The sequence below is a fragment of the Microbacterium sp. NPDC058021 genome (genome assembly GCF_042885955.1).
GTDB lineage: Bacteria > Actinomycetota > Actinomycetes > Actinomycetales > Microbacteriaceae > Microbacterium.
Window position 1 is genome coordinate 175,831 of record NZ_JBHVRF010000002.1, and the last position, 15,471, is coordinate 191,301.

A 15,471-nucleotide genomic window follows, 5' to 3' on the forward strand; every position below is an offset into this window, starting at 1 on the left:
GCGGGTCAGGGCGCGATGCCGGCGGCGGCGGGCTTGAACCCGGCGCGCACGTTCTCGCAGCAGGCAGGACGGCACACGTCGAACCAGGGCCCGAGCGCCGTGCGGTGCGGACGCTCGGCGGTGGGGGTGCCCTCGACGCGTTCCATCACGAGGTCGATGAGACCCGTGACGTATGCGGGGTCGACGCCCGGCGTCGCGGTGCGCACGGCCCGCAGCCCCGCCTCTTCGGCGGCTTCCACGGCCTCGGTGTCGAGGTCCCAGAGCACCTCCATGTGGTCGCTGACGAACCCGAGCGGCACGATGGCGACCGCGCGCACACCGGCATCCGGGAGCGTCTCGATCACATCGACCACGTCGGGCTCGAGCCACGGCTGCGAGGGCGGGCCCGAGCGCGACTGGTAGACGAGATCCCAGGCGACGGATGCCGCGTCGGGACGCTCGGCGGCGAGGTCGCCCATGATGACCTCGGCGACGGCGCGGTGCTGCGCGGCATAGGCGCCGCCCTCGCCCCAGTCGACGTCGCGCGGGCCGGAGCGCACCGCGTCGTCCATCGGCACGCTGTGGGTGGAGAACAGCACGCGGATCTCCGACGCGGCGATGCCATCGTCGAGGAAGCCCGCGACCGCCTGCGACACGCCCGCGCTGATGGGCGCGACGAAGCCGGGGTGGTCGAAGAACTGGCGCACCTTGTCGATGGTGACGACGTCGCCCAGTCCGGTGCGCGTGAGCACCTGCGCGAAGTCCTCGCGGTACTGGCGGCAGCTGGAGAACGAGCTGTAGGCGCTCGTGGCGATGGCGATGAGCGAGGTGTGCCCGGCGGCGGCGGCCTCCTTGACCGCGTCGTCGAGGTAGGGGCCCCAGTTGCGGTTGCCCCAGTACACCGGCAGGTCGATGCCGCGACGGGCGAGTTCGTCCTCGAGGGCCGCCTTCAGCGCACGGTTCTGGTCGTTGATGGGGCTCACGCCGCCGAAGTGGCGGTAATGGTGCGCGACTTCTTCGAGACGTTCGTCGGGGATGCCGCGTCCGGCGGTGACGTTGCGCAGGAACGGGATGACGTCGTCCTGTCCCTCCGGCCCGCCGAAGCCGGCGAGGAGGATGGCGTCGTAGGCCACCGGGATCTCGATGTGCGGGGCGCCGGAGGCGGCTGCGGGAGAGGCGAAGGGGACCTGTGGGGCCTCGCCGTTCGTGACCGATGGGGTGTCGTCGATTGCGCTCACCCTCCCATCTTCGCACCGCCGCGCGCCCCGATCGCGCGCGGCGCCTCGCCGCCGCCGCCGTGGGCACGCGGTGCCTGACGACGTAGGCTGTGGGGCGGGCCCGCGCCGTCGGGCCCCCTCAGACACCCGAACATTTGGGAGAACCGCCGTGCCCGGAGAGAACCTCACCCGCATCGAAGCGCAGGAGCGTCGTGCCGTCCTAGACCCGGCGACGGCCGTCTCATACGAGGTCGACCTCGACCTGAACCGCGGGGCGGAGGTGTTCGGCTCGCGCACGACCGTGCGCTTCGGTGCGACCCCCGGCGCCGCCACCTTCATCGACCTCATCGCCGGTGAGGTGCGGGAGATCACCCTCAACGGCCGCAGCCTCGACCCCGCTGCCGTGTTCGCCGACTCGCGCATCGCGCTGGACGGTCTCGCCGCCGAGAACGAGCTGACGATCGACGCGGACTGCCTCTACACCAACACCGGTGAGGGCCTGCACCGCTTCGTCGACCCCGTCGACGGCGAGGTCTACCTCTACTCGCAGTTCGAGGTTCCCGATTCCCGCCGCATGTTCGCGGTGTTCGAGCAGCCCGACGTGAAGGCGACCTTCCAGTTCACCGTCACCGCGCCCGAGCCGTGGCACGTGGTCTCCAACTCCCCCACGCCCGAGCCCCAGCGCCACGGCGACGGCACGGCGACGTGGACCTTCGAGCCCACCCCGCTCATCTCCTCCTACATCACGGCGCTCATCGCCGGCCCCTACCAGGCGACCTTCTCCGAGCTGACGAGCGCCTCCGGCCGCGTCATCCCGCTCGGCGTCTACGCCCGCAAGAGCCTGTGGCAGTTCCTCGACGCCGACTACATCTTCGACAAGACGCGCGAGGGGTTCGCGTACTTCGAGGAGAAGTTCGACTACCCGTACCCCTTCGCCAAGTACGACCAGCTGTTCGTGCCGGAGTTCAACGCCGGGGCGATGGAGAACGCTGGCGCGGTGACCTTCACCGAGACCTACGTCTTCCGCAGCAAGGTGACCGACGCCGTCAAGGAGCGCCGCGTCGTCACGATCCTGCACGAGCTGGCCCACATGTGGTTCGGCGACCTCGTGACGATGCGCTGGTGGAACGACCTGTGGCTGAACGAGTCGTTCGCCGAGTGGGCGTCGACCATGGCCACCGCCGAAGCCACCGAGTGGGAGGCGGCGTGGACCACCTTCAACGCGATGGAGAAGACCTGGGCATACCGCCAGGACCAGCTGCCCTCGACCCACCCCGTCGTCGCGCAGATCAACGACCTCGAAGACGTGCAGGTCAACTTCGACGGCATCACCTATGCCAAGGGTGGCTCCGTGCTCAAGCAGCTGGCCGCCTGGGTCGGCATCGAGCAGTTCTTCGCCGGTGTGGCCGCGTACTTCAAGAAGAACGAGTGGTCCAACACCGAGCTGTCCGACCTCATGGTCGAACTCGAGCGCACGAGTGGCCGCGACCTGTCGACCTGGTCGAAGAAGTGGCTCGAGACCGCCGGGGTCAACACGCTCTCCCCTGAGATCGCCACCGACAGCGACGGCACCATCACGCGCTTCGCGATCGTGCAGACCGCTCCCGCGGACTACCCCACGATCCGCCCGCATCGCGTCGGCATCGGCTTCTACCAGCTGCAGGGCGACGCGCTCGTGCGGGTGCACCACGAGGAGCTCGACGTCGACGGCGACCTCACCGAGGTGCCCCAGCTCAAGGGCCGTACGCGCCCCGACCTCGTGCTGCTCAACGACGAGGACCTCGCCTACGCGAAGATCCGCCTCGACGACCGCTCGCTGCAGACCGCGATCGAGCACCTGAGCAAGATCAGCGACCCGCTCGCGCGGTCGCTCGTGTGGGGCGCCGCGTGGGACCAGACCCGCGACGCCGAGGCATCCGCCACCGACTACGTCGACCTCGTGCTGCGCAACATCGGCACCGAGACCGAGTCGACCACCGTGCGCACGACGCTGGGACAGCTGCTGCTCGCGGCGTCGTCCTACGTCACCCCGTCGCGTCGCGACGAGACGCGGGCGCGGGTGGCCGACGCTCTGTGGGAGCTCGCGCAGGCGGCTGAAGCGGGCAGCGACAGCCAGCTGCAGTTCGTCACCGCGTTCGCCGGCGCCGCCAGCACCCCCGCCCACGCCGAGACGGTGCGGGCACTGCGGGCGGGCGAGCGGTCGCTGGAGGGCCTCGAAATCGACACCGACCTGTCGTGGCAGCTGCTGATCTCGCTCGCTGCGGCCGGCGCCGTCGACGCCGCGGCGATCGATGAAGCCCTCGCCGCGGACAACACGGCCAAGGGCGGCGAGTTCGCGGCCCAGGCCCGTGCGGCCCTGCCCACGGCCGAGGCCAAGCGCGACGCCTGGTCGTCGCTCATCGACACCGCCGACGCGCCGAACACCATCGTGCGTGCCGCAGCCGCCGGCTTCGTCCACCCTGCCGGTCGCGCTCTGCTCGCGGAGTTCGTGCCCGCGTACTTCGACATGCTGCTGCCCATCTGGGAGTCGCGCTCGTACCAGATCGCGCAGTACCTCATCGTGGGTCTGTACCCAGCGGCACTGGCGGACGTGGCCCTGCGCGATGCGACGCGCGCGTGGCTCGCCGAGCACCAGGACGCCCCGCCGGCACTGCGCCGCCTCGTCGCCGAGAATCTCGCCGGCGTGGAACGCGCCCTGTCGGTGCAGGCGCGCGACGCCGAGTAACCGGAACATCGACCGCGCCCCGGTCCCGCTCGCTCGGGTCCGGGGCGCGGTGCTGTGCGGCCGCGCTCAGCCGCCGCAGAGGGCACGGTCAGTAGGATCGGGACGATGGACGACGTGACCAATCCGGACTTCTGGGGCCGTGTGCTCAAGTTCCTCATCACGGCGGGCTGGAACCTGCTCGCCGTGGCCGCCATCATCCTCGGTGGAATCCTCGCCACCTGGGTGCTGCGCATCGTCATCCGCCGCACCGTCGATCGCATCGTCTCGGGTGCGAAGTCGAAGGCACGCGTCGACGACACCCAGGCGCTGGACCGCTCGCCCCTCGCCCAGGTGCGCCTCGTGCAGCGCACGCGCACGCTCGGCACCATCCTGCAGAACATCGTCAATGTGGCGATCGTCATCGTCGTGGTGCTGCTGGTCGTGCAGGTGCTCGCGCCCACCGCGCTCGGCTCCTTCGCCCTGCTCTCGGCCGCCATCGGCGCCGGTCTCGGTTTCGGTGCGCAGAACATCGTCAAGGACGTGCTCAACGGCATCTTCGTCGTCGCGGAGGACCAGATCGGCATCGGCGACGTCGTCGACCTCGGGCTGGCCACCGGCGTCGTGGAGTACGTCTCGGTGCGCGTGACCCACGTCCGCGACGTCAACGGCACGCTCTGGTACGTGCGCAACGGCGAGATCACCCGCATCGGCAACATGTCCCAGGGCTGGTCGCGCGTCATCATCGACCTCGCCGTTCCGGCCGATGCCGACCTCGACGAGGTCGAGAAGCAGATGCTCGATGCCGCGCGCAGCCTGCAGAAGGACCCGAAGTGGCGTACGCGCATCCTCGAGAACCCCGAGGTGTGGGGCCTGGAGTCGATCGACGGTGACGCCCTGGTCATCCGGCTCGTCATGAAGACGCGCGCCAACGCGAAGGACGACGTCGCCCGCGAGCTGCGGATGCGTCTCAAGCACGCGATCGACGAGATGGGACTGTCCCTGCCGCACCTCAATTCCATCGTGCTGACGGGCATTGAGGGCGCGCAGCGCGTGCGCGGCGCCAACCCGCCGGTCACCAAGCCCACGCCCGTGCCGGCGGAGGCGCGCCCGGTCTGGAAGCCCAAGCGCACCGGCAAGAACGCCAAGACAGACCCGGATGCCGCGCCGCCCAGCCCTGCGGCATCCGACGACGGGGAAGAGAAGACCACATGACCGACAGCGCTCCTGTCTCGTTCTACGACGAGATCGGCGGCCACGACACGTTCGTGCGCCTCGCCGCGGCGTTCTACCGGGGTGTCGCCGAAGACGACGTGCTGCGGCCGATGTACCCGGAGACCGACCTCGAGCCGGCGACGCGTCGGCTGGAGATGTTCCTCGCCCAGTACTGGGGCGGGCCGACGCAGTACAGCCAGGAACGAGGTCACCCGCGCCTGCGCATGCGCCACGCCGCGTTCCACGTCAACCCCGACGCCCGCGACCGGTGGCTCGCGCACATGCGCGTCGCCGTCGACGAGCTGCAGCTCTCGCCCCTGCACGAGGCGACGCTCTGGGACTACCTCGAGCGGGCAGCGCATGCCATGGTGAACACGTTCGAGCCGACCGGCATCGGTCCTGCGTCCGCGGGTCGTGACGCATCGGGGATGACGCTGGTCAGCCGGCCGCCCGACCCCCGCTGAACCGTACCGCCTCGCATCGACGACGAAGGAGTCGCCCATGACCGTCCGCATCACGACAGACGTGCTCGTCATCGGCTGGGGGCTGTCCGGGCTCGTCGCCGCCAGTGAGGCCGCAGCCGCGGGCAGGCGTGTGGTGATCGTCGATCAGGAGCCCCGCACCAACCTCGGCGGGCAGGCGTGGTGGTCGTTCGGGGGGCTGTTCTTCGTCGACTCGCCCGAGCAGCGACGTCTCGGCATCCGCGACTCCCCCGATCTCGCCCGGCAGGACTGGTTCGGCACTGCCGGCTTCGACCGCGACGAGGATGCCTGGCCGCGCCGCTGGGCCGAGGCCTACCTCGACTTCGCGCACCACGAGAAGCGCGCCTGGCTGCGGGAGAAAGGGCTCGGCTTCTTCCCCGTCGTGGGGTGGGCCGAGCGCGGCGGGTACACCGCCACCGGCCCCGGCAACTCGGTACCCCGGTTCCACATCACGTGGGGCACCGGCCCCGGCGTCGTCGCGCCGTTCCAGGGCGAGGTGGAGCAGGCCGAGGAGGCCAGGCGCCTCACGATCCTCGCGCGCCACCGCGTGACCGCACTGACCCTCGCCGACGGCGTCGTCACCGGGGCCACCGGCGAGGTGCTGGCGCCCTCGGGTGCGGCGCGGGGCGTGGCGACCTCCCGCGAGGTGGTGGACGACTTCGAGATCGTCGCGGGTGCGACGATCGTGACCTCCGGCGGCATCGGCGGCAACCATGCCCTCGTGCGGGAGCGGTGGCCCGAGCGCCTGGGCACCCCTCCCACCTCGATGGTGTCGGGGGTGCCCGCGTATGTCGACGGGCACATGCTGGGGGTTGCCACCGCGGCGGGCGCACGCGAGATCAACGGCGACCGGATGTGGCACTACGTCGAGGGCATCCAGAACTGGCATCCGGTGTGGCCGCAACACGGCATCCGCATCCTCCCCGGGCCCTCGTCGGTGTGGCTCGACGCCACCGGTGCGCGCCTCCCCGTCCCCCTCTTCCCCGGTTTCGACACGCTGGGCACGCTCGCGCACCTGCGGCGCACCGGACACGACCATTCCTGGTTCGTGCTGTCCTACAAGATCATCGAGAAGGAGTTCACGCTCTCCGGCAGCGAGCAGAATCCCGACCTGACCGGCAAGGACGTGAAGCTGCTGCTGTCGTCGCGGCTGGGCAAGGGCGCCTCGGGACCCGTGCAGGACTTCCTCGACCACGGTGCCGACTTCGTCGTCCGTGACACGCTCGACGACCTCATCGCGGGCATGCGCGCCCTGCCCGGCGGTGAAGCCCTGGATGCCGCGCGGGTGCGCACCGAGGTGCAGGCGCGCGACCGGGAGATGGACAACGACTTCACGAAGGACGCGCAGATCGCGATGCTCCGCTCGGCGCGCTCGTTCCGCGGCGACCGGCTCGTGCGCACCGCGGCGCCGCACCGCATCCTCGATCCCGCAGCCGGACCGCTCATCGCGGTGAAGCTGCACGTGCTCACCCGCAAATCGCTCGGTGGACTGCAGACCGACCTGCACTCGCGCGTGCTCGGCGCCGACGGCGAGACCGTGCCGGGACTCTACGCGGCGGGCGAGGCGGCAGGCTTCGGTGGCGGCGGCATGCACGGCTACCGTGCGCTGGAGGGCACGTTCCTCGGCGGATGCCTGTTCTCCGGGCGCCTCGCCGGACGCGCGGCGGCGGCGCTGCTGTAGCGCTACGGGCCGGACGAGCGGTACGGGCTCGCGTCAGGCGGCCGCGCCGGTACCGCGCACGGGCGTGAGACCCGACTTCACCGGTCCCCGGACCAGCACATGCCCACGACGGAATGTGAGCCGTGTCCACGGGCCCGCGGTGCGCACCGCGACCGTCTCGGCACCACCGATGAAGCCGAGGCCGAACGCCGCGAAGGCCGCGCCGAGCGGCAGGCCGGCAAGCGCCTCGTCGGGTGCGCCCCATACCGTGGCGCGCACCGCCCGGACGGCGTCCTCCCCGGCATCGCGGGGAACGGTCTGCGCCACCGCCGCGATTCCCCACTGGGCGCGGGCGGCGACCGTCGCGGCATCCACCGCCGGAGCCTCTGCCCACCCCGCGCGCGGCGGCGCGATGCCCGCCCACGCGGCCGACACGGCTACGGCGGGAAGTTCCAGCTCGGTCGGTTCATCGGATGCCACGAGCGCCGTCCCGTCGATGACGATGTCGGTCTCGAGCTCGGGGTCGACGGTCGTTGCGCGCAGCCCCAGCACCGTCGGGGTGGCATCCAGCAGCCCGCGCGGTGCAAGTGGCGCGCACGTCATCACGAGGGTCCCCGCCGACGCCTGCAATCGCACCGTCCCGTCACCGAGGCGGGTGGCGCGGGAGGCGAACGTGGCGGCGTCGGCTGCGGCGCGGGCATCGGGGAAGCGAAGACGGTGCGACATCCCGCCTAAACTATCAACCGGTGCTGTGCGCGCCGCGCAGAACAGGAGAGCCGTGACCGATTCGAAGCCCGATCCTGTCGCGACGATGCTCTCGGTGATCGACCTGGCCGCCTCCGAGGCACGCACGACCGAAGACATCTTCACGGGCGCCTCGCACGCCATGCCGTCCGGCAGGGTCTTCGGCGGCCAGGTGCTCGCGCAGGCCATCGCCGCCGCCGCGCGCACGCTTCCGCCCGAGCGCATCCCGCACTCGATGCACGGGTACTTCCTGCGTCCCGGCGACGCATCGAAGGGCATCACGTTCTCGGTCGACCGCATCCACGACGGCCGCTCGTTCTCGACCCGGCGCACGCAGGCCTACCAGGAGGGCGTGCCGATCTTCTCGATGATCTCCTCGTTCGAGGACGAGGATCCTGGCATCGAGCATCACGCGCCCATGCCCGCCGGGGTCCCCGCCCCCGAGGAACTCGCCGGAGCCGACGGGCTCAGCCCTCAGGTCCACCCGATGTCGCAGCGGGTGCTCGCCGACGGTCCGCTGGAGCTGCGCTACGTCGACTCCCCGATCTACGACACCGTCGAGGGCGCGCACGTCCCGCACCAGATGGTGTGGATGCGCACGCGGTCGCGCCTGCCCGATGACCCGGCCGTGCACCGCGCGGTGATGGCCTACCTCAGCGACTTCACGATCCAGGAGCCGGTGCTGCGCGCGCACGGCGTATCGTGGTCCACCCCTGGCCTCAAGGTCGCGAGCCTCGACCACGCCATGTGGTGGCACCGGTTCGGCCGCGTCGACGAGTGGGTGCTCTACGTTCAGGAGTCCCCGAGTGCCCGCAGCGGGAGGGGCCTGTCGACCGGCCGCATCTACAGCCGATCGGGCGAATTGCTGGCCAGCGTCGCGCAGGAGATCATGATCCGCGTGCCCGGCCTTCGCTGACCCCGTCGCCTCAGCGGCGGTGCGCGTAGGAGATCGGCGCGCTGACGTACGGCTCCCACGCCTCGCGCATGCGCGGTGTCAGTCGTGTCGGCCGACCTGTGGCGGCGTTGACCATGACCACGACGGCCGTCGAACGGGCGTACAGCATCTGCGGCGTCTCGCCGACCGGGCTGTAGACGTCGTAGCAGACGTCGATGCTCGATCCGCCGATCCGCCCGATCCACAGCTGCACGTCGAGTGGCCGCTGCTGGTACGGCACCGGCGCGAGGTACTCGATCTCCTGGCGCGCGATGAGGGTCATCGTCTCGCCGTTCGCACTGAGCCCCGCCTCGAGCACTGCGGTCGGCGGACCGTCCATCCCGGCATCCGGCTGCCAGAAGGCGCGCAGCCGCGCCTCCTCGAGCAGCTTCAGCATCGAGGTGTTGTTGACGTGGTTCAGCGCGTCGAGGTCGCCCCACCGAAGGTGGATCGGCACGTGAATGCGCCGAGCGGCCTCAGTCACGCGTGAGCTTGCGGTACGTCGACCGGTGCGGGTTGGCCGCGTCCGGACCGAGGCGCTCGATCTTGTTCGCCTCGTAGGCCTCGAAGTTGCCCTCGAACCAGTACCACTGCCCGGGGTTCTCCTCGGTGCCTTCGTACGCCAGGATGTGCGTCGCGATGCGGTCGAGGAACCACCGGTCGTGCGTGATGACCACGGCGCAGCCGGGGAACTCCAGCAGGGCGTTCTCGAGCGAGCTGAGGGTCTCGACGTCGAGGTCGTTGGTCGGCTCGTCGAGGAGCAGCAGGTTGCCGCCCTCCTTGAGGGTGAGGGCGAGGTTCAGGCGGTTGCGCTCACCACCGGAGAGGACGCCCGCCTTCTTCTGCTGGTCCGGGCCCTTGAAGCCGAACTTCGACACGTAGGCGCGCGAGGGGATCTCGATCTTGCCGACCGTGATGATGTCCAGGCCGTCGGAGACGACCTCCCAGAGCGTCTTGTTCGGGTCGATGTTGGAGCGGGTCTGGTCGACGTAGCTGATCTTGACCGTCTCGCCGATCTTCAGCTGACCGCCGTCGAGCGGCTCGAGGCCCACGATCGTCTTGAAGAGCGTCGTCTTGCCGACACCGTTCGGGCCGATGACACCGACGATGCCGTTGGGCGGCAGGCTGAAGCTCAGCCCGTCGATGAGCGGACGGCCGTCGAAGCCCTTCTCGAGCTTCTTCGCCTCGATGACGATGCCACCCAGGCGCGGCCCCGGCGGGATCTGGATCTCTTCGAAGTCGAGCTTGCGGGTGCGGTCGGCCTCCGCAGCCATCTCTTCGTAGCGGGCCAGACGCGACTTCGACTTGGCCTGGCGGCCCTTCGCGTTGGAGCGCACCCATTCAAGCTCTTCGGCGAGGCGCTTGGCGAGCTTGGCGTCCTTCTTGCCCTGGATCGCGAGGCGCTCGCCCTTCTTCTCCAGGTAGGTGGAGTAGTTGCCCTCGTAGCCGATCAGGCGGCCGCGGTCGACCTCGGCGATCCACTCCGCGACGTTGTCGAGAAAGTACCGGTCGTGGGTGACGGCGATGACGGCGCCTGCGTACTTCTGCAGGTGCTGCTCGAGCCAGAGCACGCTCTCGGCGTCGAGGTGGTTGGTGGGCTCGTCCAGGAGCAGCAGGTCGGGCTTCTGCAGGAGCAGCTTGGTGAGCGCCACGCGGCGCTTCTCACCACCGGAGAGATTCGCGACCGAGGCATCCGCCGGCGGCGTGCGCAGGGCGTCCATCGCCTGCTCGAGCTGGGAGTCGAGGTCCCAGGCGTCGGCGGCGTCGATCTCCTCCTGCAGCGTGCCCATCTCGGCCAGGAGCGCGTCGAAGTCGGCGTCCGGGTCGGACATGAGGGCGGAGATCTCGTTGAAGCGGTCGACCTTCGCCTTGATGGCGATGCCCTCCTGGATGTTCTCCAGCACGGTCTTGCTCTCGTCGAGCTCCGGCTCCTGCATGAGGATGCCGACCGTGAAACCGGGGGTCAGCTTCGCGTCGCCGTTGGACGGCGTGTCCATGCCCGCCATGATCTTGAGGATCGTCGACTTGCCGGCGCCGTTGGGGCCGACCATGCCGATCTTCGCCCCGGGGAGGAACGACATCGTGACGTCGTCGAGGATCAACTTGTCGCCCACAGCTTTACGGGCGCGGACCATCTGGTAGATGTACTCAGCCATATCCGTTCAAGTCTACGGGGCTTTGGCCGGGGCGCCGACGCCGCCGGGACTCACCAGTCGATCGGACGGGTGGCGCCGAGCAGACAGCCTCCGCTCGGCAGGGCGTCTGTGGTGATCGTGATGACGGTGTCGGCCACGGGACCGACCTGGCCGACGAGACACTCCTGGCCCCACCGCACCGAGAACTCGAGCGACTCTGCGGGATTGCCGATGGTGGAGGCGTCGTCGGTGATCTGCATGGCCGCTTTGTCGAAGCCCGCGCCGACCAGCGCGTCGATGTAGGCGCGACCCTCCGCTTTCTGCGGGGACGCCCATACCGACTCGGCGACGGCGGTGAACAACGGGAGGTTGTCCGCCGCGGAGCCTTCGGGAACCAGCTGCGGGGCGGCCGGCGTGGGAGCAGCCGGGCTCGGAGTCGACCCCGCCGTGCCGCTGGCCGCCGTGGGCGCGGGCTCGGGCTGCGCGGTGCACCCGGCCAGGAGGCCTGCCGTGAGCAGCGCGACGACGACCGGGATGCCGCAGCGGCGGATCCGGGCGTTGAGGGCGGGGTGGGGCACGACGGAAGTCTATGGCGGTCCACCCGTGCTGCCCTCCGAGGCGGATCAGAACGGCGTCTCACGTCCCGCCGCGCCCGCCCACGCCAGCTCTCCCTCGGCGGGCCGCGGTGCCGGTGCCTCGTCGTCTGCGCGGACCGCGGCGGCCTCGGGTGCCTCGGCGGCGCCGACGGATGGAGCGTCGCCGTCGGACGACGGTGGCAGCGCCCAGCCCGCGGCATCCACCGCGCCGGTGGGCGCCGGACGATCGCCGCGCGAGTCGTTCCGATCCTCACCGCGCGCCCGCCGCGTGAACACCGTGGTGCCCCAGCGCAGGTCGGGGCCGATCGCGGCCGCGTCGATGTCGGCGGTGACCCCGCTGCGACTGTCGTTCTCCCACGTGCGCAGGCGCAGCGTGCCGGTGACGATGACCCTGTCGCCCTTGCGCAGCGACAGCAGGGCGTTCTCGGCGAGGGTGCGGAACGCCGAGACGTGGAACCAGTTCGTATAGGCATCCACCCACTGCCCGGTGTCCTTGTCCAGTCGGCGCTGCGTGCTGCCGACGCGAAAGCTCACGACCGCGTCTCCGCCGGCGGTGGTGCGCCGCTCGGGATCGGCCGCGAGGTTTCCCGCCACGGTGATGGTTTCGCTCATGGTGATGTCGTCCTCTCTGATCGCACGGACGTCGTGTCCGCCGCTCCGGCACCCGCGTGCCCGTCGGATGCCGGAGCCCTTCCAGAGTGACGACACCGCCATCGCTGCGTGCGGCGCGGCGGCCTGATTCGGGACGATTCCGCCCGATCGGGCCCTGTGGAGGAGCCGCGCGTCGTCGCGCGTCGGCATCCGCCCGCATCGGCCGCCGGCGTCCGTTGCGGCGTCCGCCGCATGCGCCACGCCGAGAAACCACCTCTGGGACGAAACACCCCGCATCGCGCGGTGTCTCCGCCGGGAAGTGGTTTCTCACGCGCGGTCGGCGCACGACGGCGGGATGCCGCGCGCCGGCGACCGCAGCCGGTGTCGGCGGTCGCAGATATCTTCGAACCGACCGCATCGGAAAGGAGACTCGATGATCACCACCGCCGCTCCCCCGGTCCTGACGGGTGCCGGGTCGTCACTGCACCTTGTGCCCGCCGGACCTGAACTGTGGCGCGTCGTCGACGGTGACGGGCGCATCGTGGGGCACGTGCAGCGCCTCGTCGACGACGGCGATCCCCGCTATCGGGCGCTGAGGTATCAGCCGTCACGCCGAGCCTTCCGCACGGTCGGCGACTTCTGGACCGCGGCGGACGCGGTGGACTGCCTCCGCCTCGGGGGGTGAGTCAGACGACTGCTTCCAGCGCCTCCACGTATCCCGCGGGCGCGTCCCCCCGGGCTCGCTCCCACGCCTGCGCGAGCACATCCACGGCGTGGACGAGCTGTTCGGGCGTCGAGGTGAACGGCAGGCGGAGGTGCCGTTCGTGGCCACCGTCGAGAGAGAAGCGCGCACCCGTCGACAGCAGCAGGCCCTCGGCCCGCGCGCGCAGCACGAGCGAGGAGCTCAGCGGTGCGCCGAGCCCGACCCAGAGCGAGACTCCCCCGTTCACGTGCGGCACGTCCCATTCCGGCAGCCGCCGCGCAAGGGCCTCTGCCAGTGCATCCCGTCCCTGGCGCAGCACCGCCGCCCGCTGCGCCCGGATCTCGGGCATGTGGGGGAAGAGCGCCGTCGCCAGTGCCTGCTCGAACTCGGGGGTTCCGAGCTCGCGCGCGGGCCGCGCCGCAACCAATCGCGCGATGATGTCCGCGTCCGCACGGATCCATCCGACGCGCAGTCCACCCCAGACGGTCTTTCCGAGCGAACCGAGGCGGATGACATCGGGGGCGGTCGCGGCCGCCGCAGCGAAGGCGGGTTCGGCCGTGGTGGTCTCGATCGAGAGGTCGGCTGTGGTCTCATCCAGCACCAGCAGACTGCCGGCCCGCTCTGCGGCGACGAGGAACGCCTCCTGCTCGCCGGGCGTCATCGTGCGACCGGTGGGGTTGTGGAACCGCGGGATGAGGTACGCGGCCGTCGGCATGCTGCGCGCGAAGACCTGGGCAGCGCGGTCGAGATCCCATCCGTCCGCAGTCGTGACCGGAACGCCGATCAGACGCGCCCCCGCGGAGCGGAAGGCGTCTGCGGCATGCGGGTAGGTCGGCGTCTCCAGCACCACCGGCTCGCCGCGCCCGACGAGCACACCGGCGATGAGGTGGATGGCGCTCTGCGCTCCGGTGGTGACCATGATCTGCGACCGGTCGGTCGGGATGCCGCGCGCGGTGTAGTCCTCGGCGATCGCCGCGCGAAGAGCGCGCGAGCCGAGCACGTCGTAGCCGGCACGGGCGACGATGGTCGGCGCATCGGCGATGAGCTGCGCCATGACTCCCGCGAGGCCGGGCCAGGCCGCAGGGCTCGCCTGCTGGAGGTCGAGTGCGTCGGGGGCGGCCCGCACGCGGCCGGCGCCACGGCGCCCGAGCGCCACGGTGATGCTCCCCGAGCCGCGCACGCTCTCGATGTGACCGGACTCGCGGAGGCTCCGGTAGGCCGCCGAGATGGTGCTGCGGCTGAGCCCGAGGGCCGACGCCAGTTCCCGTTCCGCGGGCAATGCAGTGCGCGGCGCGATGCGGTTGTCGAGGCACAGCAGCCGGATGCCGTCGGCCAACGCCTCATAGGCAGGCTCTCGCGTGCGCCACCCACCCAGAACGGCGGTGAGCGCGCGGGCAGAGATGCGGGACAGCACAAGGCCACGATATCGGAATTGGCCTCTCCGAGGCAGTCCAATTCTGCGATTGACTGGTCGCATGACCAGACGCGTGACGCAGTTGATCGTGGGACTGCTCCTGTTCGGCGCCGGCTGCGCGCTCATGATCCAGGCCGGCATCGGTCTGGACCCGTGGACGGTCTTCGCGCAGGGGCTGGAGCGCCAGACCGGCATCGGCATCGGCTGGATCACCGTGATCGTCGGCGCTGCCGTCCTGGCGGCATGGATCCCACTGCGTCAGCGGCCCGGCATCGGCACGGTCGCCAACATCCTCCTCGTCGGCACGAGCATCCAGTTCACGCTGCTGTTCGTTCCGGAGATCGAAGGCTGGCCGCTCCAGTTCGCGGTGTTCTTCGCCGGGATCCTGACGGTGGCCGTGGCATCCGGCCTGTACATCGGCGCCCGCTTCGGTCCGGGACCGCGCGACGGACTGATGACCGGGCTGCACGCGCGCCTGGGTTGGCCGATCTGGGTGTGCCGGCTGCTGGTCGAGGCGACCGTGCTGATCGCCGGGTGGCTGCTGGGCGGCACGGTCGGCATCGGCACGGTGCTGTTCGCCGTCCTCATCGGTCCGCTCGTGCACGTCGCGCTGCCCCTGCTCGACACACGCCGCGCGGCGCCGCCCACGATGGACGTCGCCGCACAGCCCGCCGGCTGAGGTTCAGTGCTCGCGGAACTCGGGCCAATCCGAGCCGGGGCGCATCTGGGAGTGCAGGGCGTTCTTGGCCACCTCCATGGACGGATACGTGCCCAGGACGTCATCGGCACCCGCCATCGTCACGAGGTAGCCCTCGTCCAGTTTGCGAATCGTGCCGGCGACACCACCGGTGCCGTACGCGACCCACAGTGGAGTGCGCTTCTCGGTCGTGCTCATCTTCGAACTCCTTCCGACACGGCGACGCTACCGCCACACCCCGCGGAAGGCCACACCGTGCACGGTGTTCTCGGAGCGTCGCAGGTAGCCTGGGAGGGACCCCTCGTAGCTCAGTGGATAGAGCAGGAGCCTTCTAATCTCTTGGTCAGGCGTTCGAATCGCCTCGAGGGGACGCGCGGAAGCCGTGTCCGAACCCGTCGATAGG

Annotated in this window: 15 protein-coding genes and 1 tRNA gene; 8 read left to right on the forward strand and 8 right to left on the reverse strand. The window is 70.5% G+C overall.

Going from position 1 to position 15,471, the window contains the following annotated elements:
• Positions 1 to 5: 5 nt before the first annotated feature.
• Positions 6 to 1,208 carry a ferrochelatase gene (locus ACFVR6_RS04315; protein WP_386960239.1) on the reverse strand — a complete coding sequence of 401 codons (1,203 nt, stop codon included), beginning with the start codon at positions 1,206 to 1,208 and terminating at the stop codon, positions 6 to 8.
• Positions 1,209 to 1,365: 157 nt separating this feature from the next.
• On the opposite strand from ACFVR6_RS04315, the gene pepN reads away from it, so the two are divergent.
• From pepN to ACFVR6_RS04335, 4 genes are all read left to right on the forward strand, one after another.
• Positions 1,366 to 3,921: an aminopeptidase N gene (pepN, locus tag ACFVR6_RS04320; protein WP_386959176.1), complete on the forward strand. Its 2,556-nt coding sequence runs from the start codon at positions 1,366 to 1,368 to the stop codon at positions 3,919 to 3,921.
• Between the two features lie 105 nt (positions 3,922 to 4,026).
• Positions 4,027 to 5,112: a mechanosensitive ion channel family protein gene (locus ACFVR6_RS04325; RefSeq protein WP_386959178.1), complete on the forward strand. Its 1,086-nt coding sequence runs from the start codon at positions 4,027 to 4,029 to the stop codon at positions 5,110 to 5,112.
• Positions 5,109 to 5,576, forward strand: coding sequence for a globin (locus tag ACFVR6_RS04330; protein ID WP_386959180.1), 468 nt, complete (start codon positions 5,109 to 5,111; stop codon positions 5,574 to 5,576). The genes ACFVR6_RS04325 and ACFVR6_RS04330 overlap by 4 nt, the downstream gene beginning before the upstream one ends.
• 37 nt (positions 5,577 to 5,613) lie before the next feature.
• Positions 5,614 to 7,275, forward strand: a complete 1,662-nt coding sequence (locus ACFVR6_RS04335; RefSeq protein WP_386959182.1) for an FAD-binding dehydrogenase — start codon at positions 5,614 to 5,616, stop codon at positions 7,273 to 7,275.
• A 33-nt stretch (positions 7,276 to 7,308) separates the two neighbouring features.
• On the opposite strand, the gene ACFVR6_RS04340 is transcribed toward ACFVR6_RS04335, so the two are convergent.
• Complete coding sequence (locus ACFVR6_RS04340) at positions 7,309 to 7,980, reverse strand: hypothetical protein (protein WP_386959184.1); 672 nt, start codon at positions 7,978 to 7,980, stop codon at positions 7,309 to 7,311.
• 85 nt (positions 7,981 to 8,065) lie between these two features.
• Between ACFVR6_RS04340 and ACFVR6_RS04345 the strand changes: the two genes are divergently transcribed.
• A complete protein-coding gene (locus ACFVR6_RS04345) occupies positions 8,066 to 8,914 on the forward strand; it encodes an acyl-CoA thioesterase (protein WP_386960242.1) in 849 nt (282 codons plus the stop codon).
• Positions 8,915 to 8,924: 10 nt separating this feature from the next.
• On the opposite strand, the gene ACFVR6_RS04350 is transcribed toward ACFVR6_RS04345, so the two are convergent.
• The 4 genes from ACFVR6_RS04350 to ssb are packed head-to-tail and all read right to left on the reverse strand — an operon-like array spanning position 8,925 to position 12,275.
• Positions 8,925 to 9,389 carry an acyl-CoA thioesterase gene (locus tag ACFVR6_RS04350; RefSeq protein WP_386959186.1) on the reverse strand — a complete coding sequence of 155 codons (465 nt, stop codon included), beginning with the start codon at positions 9,387 to 9,389 and terminating at the stop codon, positions 8,925 to 8,927.
• A gap of 19 nt (positions 9,390 to 9,408) precedes the next feature.
• Positions 9,409 to 11,088 (reverse strand): energy-dependent translational throttle protein EttA, encoded by a 1,680-nt coding sequence (gene ettA / locus ACFVR6_RS04355; protein WP_386959188.1) that lies wholly within the window; start codon positions 11,086 to 11,088, stop codon positions 9,409 to 9,411.
• A gap of 50 nt (positions 11,089 to 11,138) precedes the next feature.
• The gene (locus tag ACFVR6_RS04360; RefSeq protein WP_386959190.1) at positions 11,139 to 11,645 is read right to left on the reverse strand and encodes a DUF6993 domain-containing protein; all 507 of its coding nucleotides are present in this window, start codon (positions 11,643 to 11,645) and stop codon (positions 11,139 to 11,141) included.
• Positions 11,646 to 11,690: 45 nt separating this feature from the next.
• Positions 11,691 to 12,275 carry a single-stranded DNA-binding protein gene (ssb, locus tag ACFVR6_RS04365; protein WP_386959192.1) on the reverse strand — a complete coding sequence of 195 codons (585 nt, stop codon included), beginning with the start codon at positions 12,273 to 12,275 and terminating at the stop codon, positions 11,691 to 11,693.
• A gap of 412 nt (positions 12,276 to 12,687) precedes the next feature.
• Between ssb and ACFVR6_RS04370 the strand changes: the two genes are divergently transcribed.
• Positions 12,688 to 12,939 (forward strand): hypothetical protein, encoded by a 252-nt coding sequence (locus tag ACFVR6_RS04370; protein ID WP_386959194.1) that lies wholly within the window; start codon positions 12,688 to 12,690, stop codon positions 12,937 to 12,939.
• 1 nt (position 12,940) lies between these two features.
• Here ACFVR6_RS04370 and ACFVR6_RS04375 read toward each other — a convergent pair whose 3' ends face one another.
• Positions 12,941 to 14,371, reverse strand: a complete 1,431-nt coding sequence (locus ACFVR6_RS04375) for a MocR-like transcription factor YczR (protein ID WP_386959195.1) — start codon at positions 14,369 to 14,371, stop codon at positions 12,941 to 12,943.
• Between the two features lie 61 nt (positions 14,372 to 14,432).
• On the opposite strand from ACFVR6_RS04375, the gene ACFVR6_RS04380 reads away from it, so the two are divergent.
• Positions 14,433 to 15,050 carry a membrane protein YczE gene (locus tag ACFVR6_RS04380; RefSeq protein ID WP_386959197.1) on the forward strand — a complete coding sequence of 206 codons (618 nt, stop codon included), beginning with the start codon at positions 14,433 to 14,435 and terminating at the stop codon, positions 15,048 to 15,050.
• Positions 15,051 to 15,053: 3 nt separating this feature from the next.
• Here ACFVR6_RS04380 and ACFVR6_RS04385 read toward each other — a convergent pair whose 3' ends face one another.
• Positions 15,054 to 15,266, reverse strand: coding sequence for a methyltransferase (locus ACFVR6_RS04385; protein WP_386959199.1), 213 nt, complete (start codon positions 15,264 to 15,266; stop codon positions 15,054 to 15,056).
• A 99-nt stretch (positions 15,267 to 15,365) separates the two neighbouring features.
• Here ACFVR6_RS04385 and ACFVR6_RS04390 point away from each other — a divergent pair.
• Positions 15,366 to 15,438 (forward strand) — tRNA-Arg (locus tag ACFVR6_RS04390).
• Positions 15,439 to 15,471 lie beyond the last annotated feature (33 nt).

What these genes read in the sequence shown, in the direction of transcription:
- ACFVR6_RS04335 (WP_386959182.1), top strand. Translation starts at nt 5,614, where the DNA reads ATGACCGTCCGCATCACGACAGACGTGCTCGTCATCGGCTGGGGGCTG.
- ACFVR6_RS04345 (WP_386960242.1), top strand. Translation starts at nt 8,066, where the DNA reads ATGCTCTCGGTGATCGACCTGGCCGCCTCCGAGGCACGCACGACCGAA.
- ACFVR6_RS04340 (WP_386959184.1), bottom strand. Translation starts at nt 7,980, where the DNA reads ATGTCGCACCGTCTTCGCTTCCCCGATGCCCGCGCCGCAGCCGACGCC.
- ssb (WP_386959192.1), bottom strand. Translation starts at nt 12,275, where the DNA reads ATGAGCGAAACCATCACCGTGGCGGGAAACCTCGCGGCCGATCCCGAG.
- ettA (WP_386959188.1), bottom strand. Translation starts at nt 11,088, where the DNA reads ATGGCTGAGTACATCTACCAGATGGTCCGCGCCCGTAAAGCTGTGGGC.
- ACFVR6_RS04380 (WP_386959197.1), top strand. Translation starts at nt 14,433, where the DNA reads ATGACCAGACGCGTGACGCAGTTGATCGTGGGACTGCTCCTGTTCGGC.
- ACFVR6_RS04385 (WP_386959199.1), bottom strand. Translation starts at nt 15,266, where the DNA reads ATGAGCACGACCGAGAAGCGCACTCCACTGTGGGTCGCGTACGGCACC.
- ACFVR6_RS04370 (WP_386959194.1), top strand. Translation starts at nt 12,688, where the DNA reads ATGATCACCACCGCCGCTCCCCCGGTCCTGACGGGTGCCGGGTCGTCA.
- ACFVR6_RS04325 (WP_386959178.1), top strand. Translation starts at nt 4,027, where the DNA reads ATGGACGACGTGACCAATCCGGACTTCTGGGGCCGTGTGCTCAAGTTC.
- ACFVR6_RS04330 (WP_386959180.1), top strand. Translation starts at nt 5,109, where the DNA reads ATGACCGACAGCGCTCCTGTCTCGTTCTACGACGAGATCGGCGGCCAC.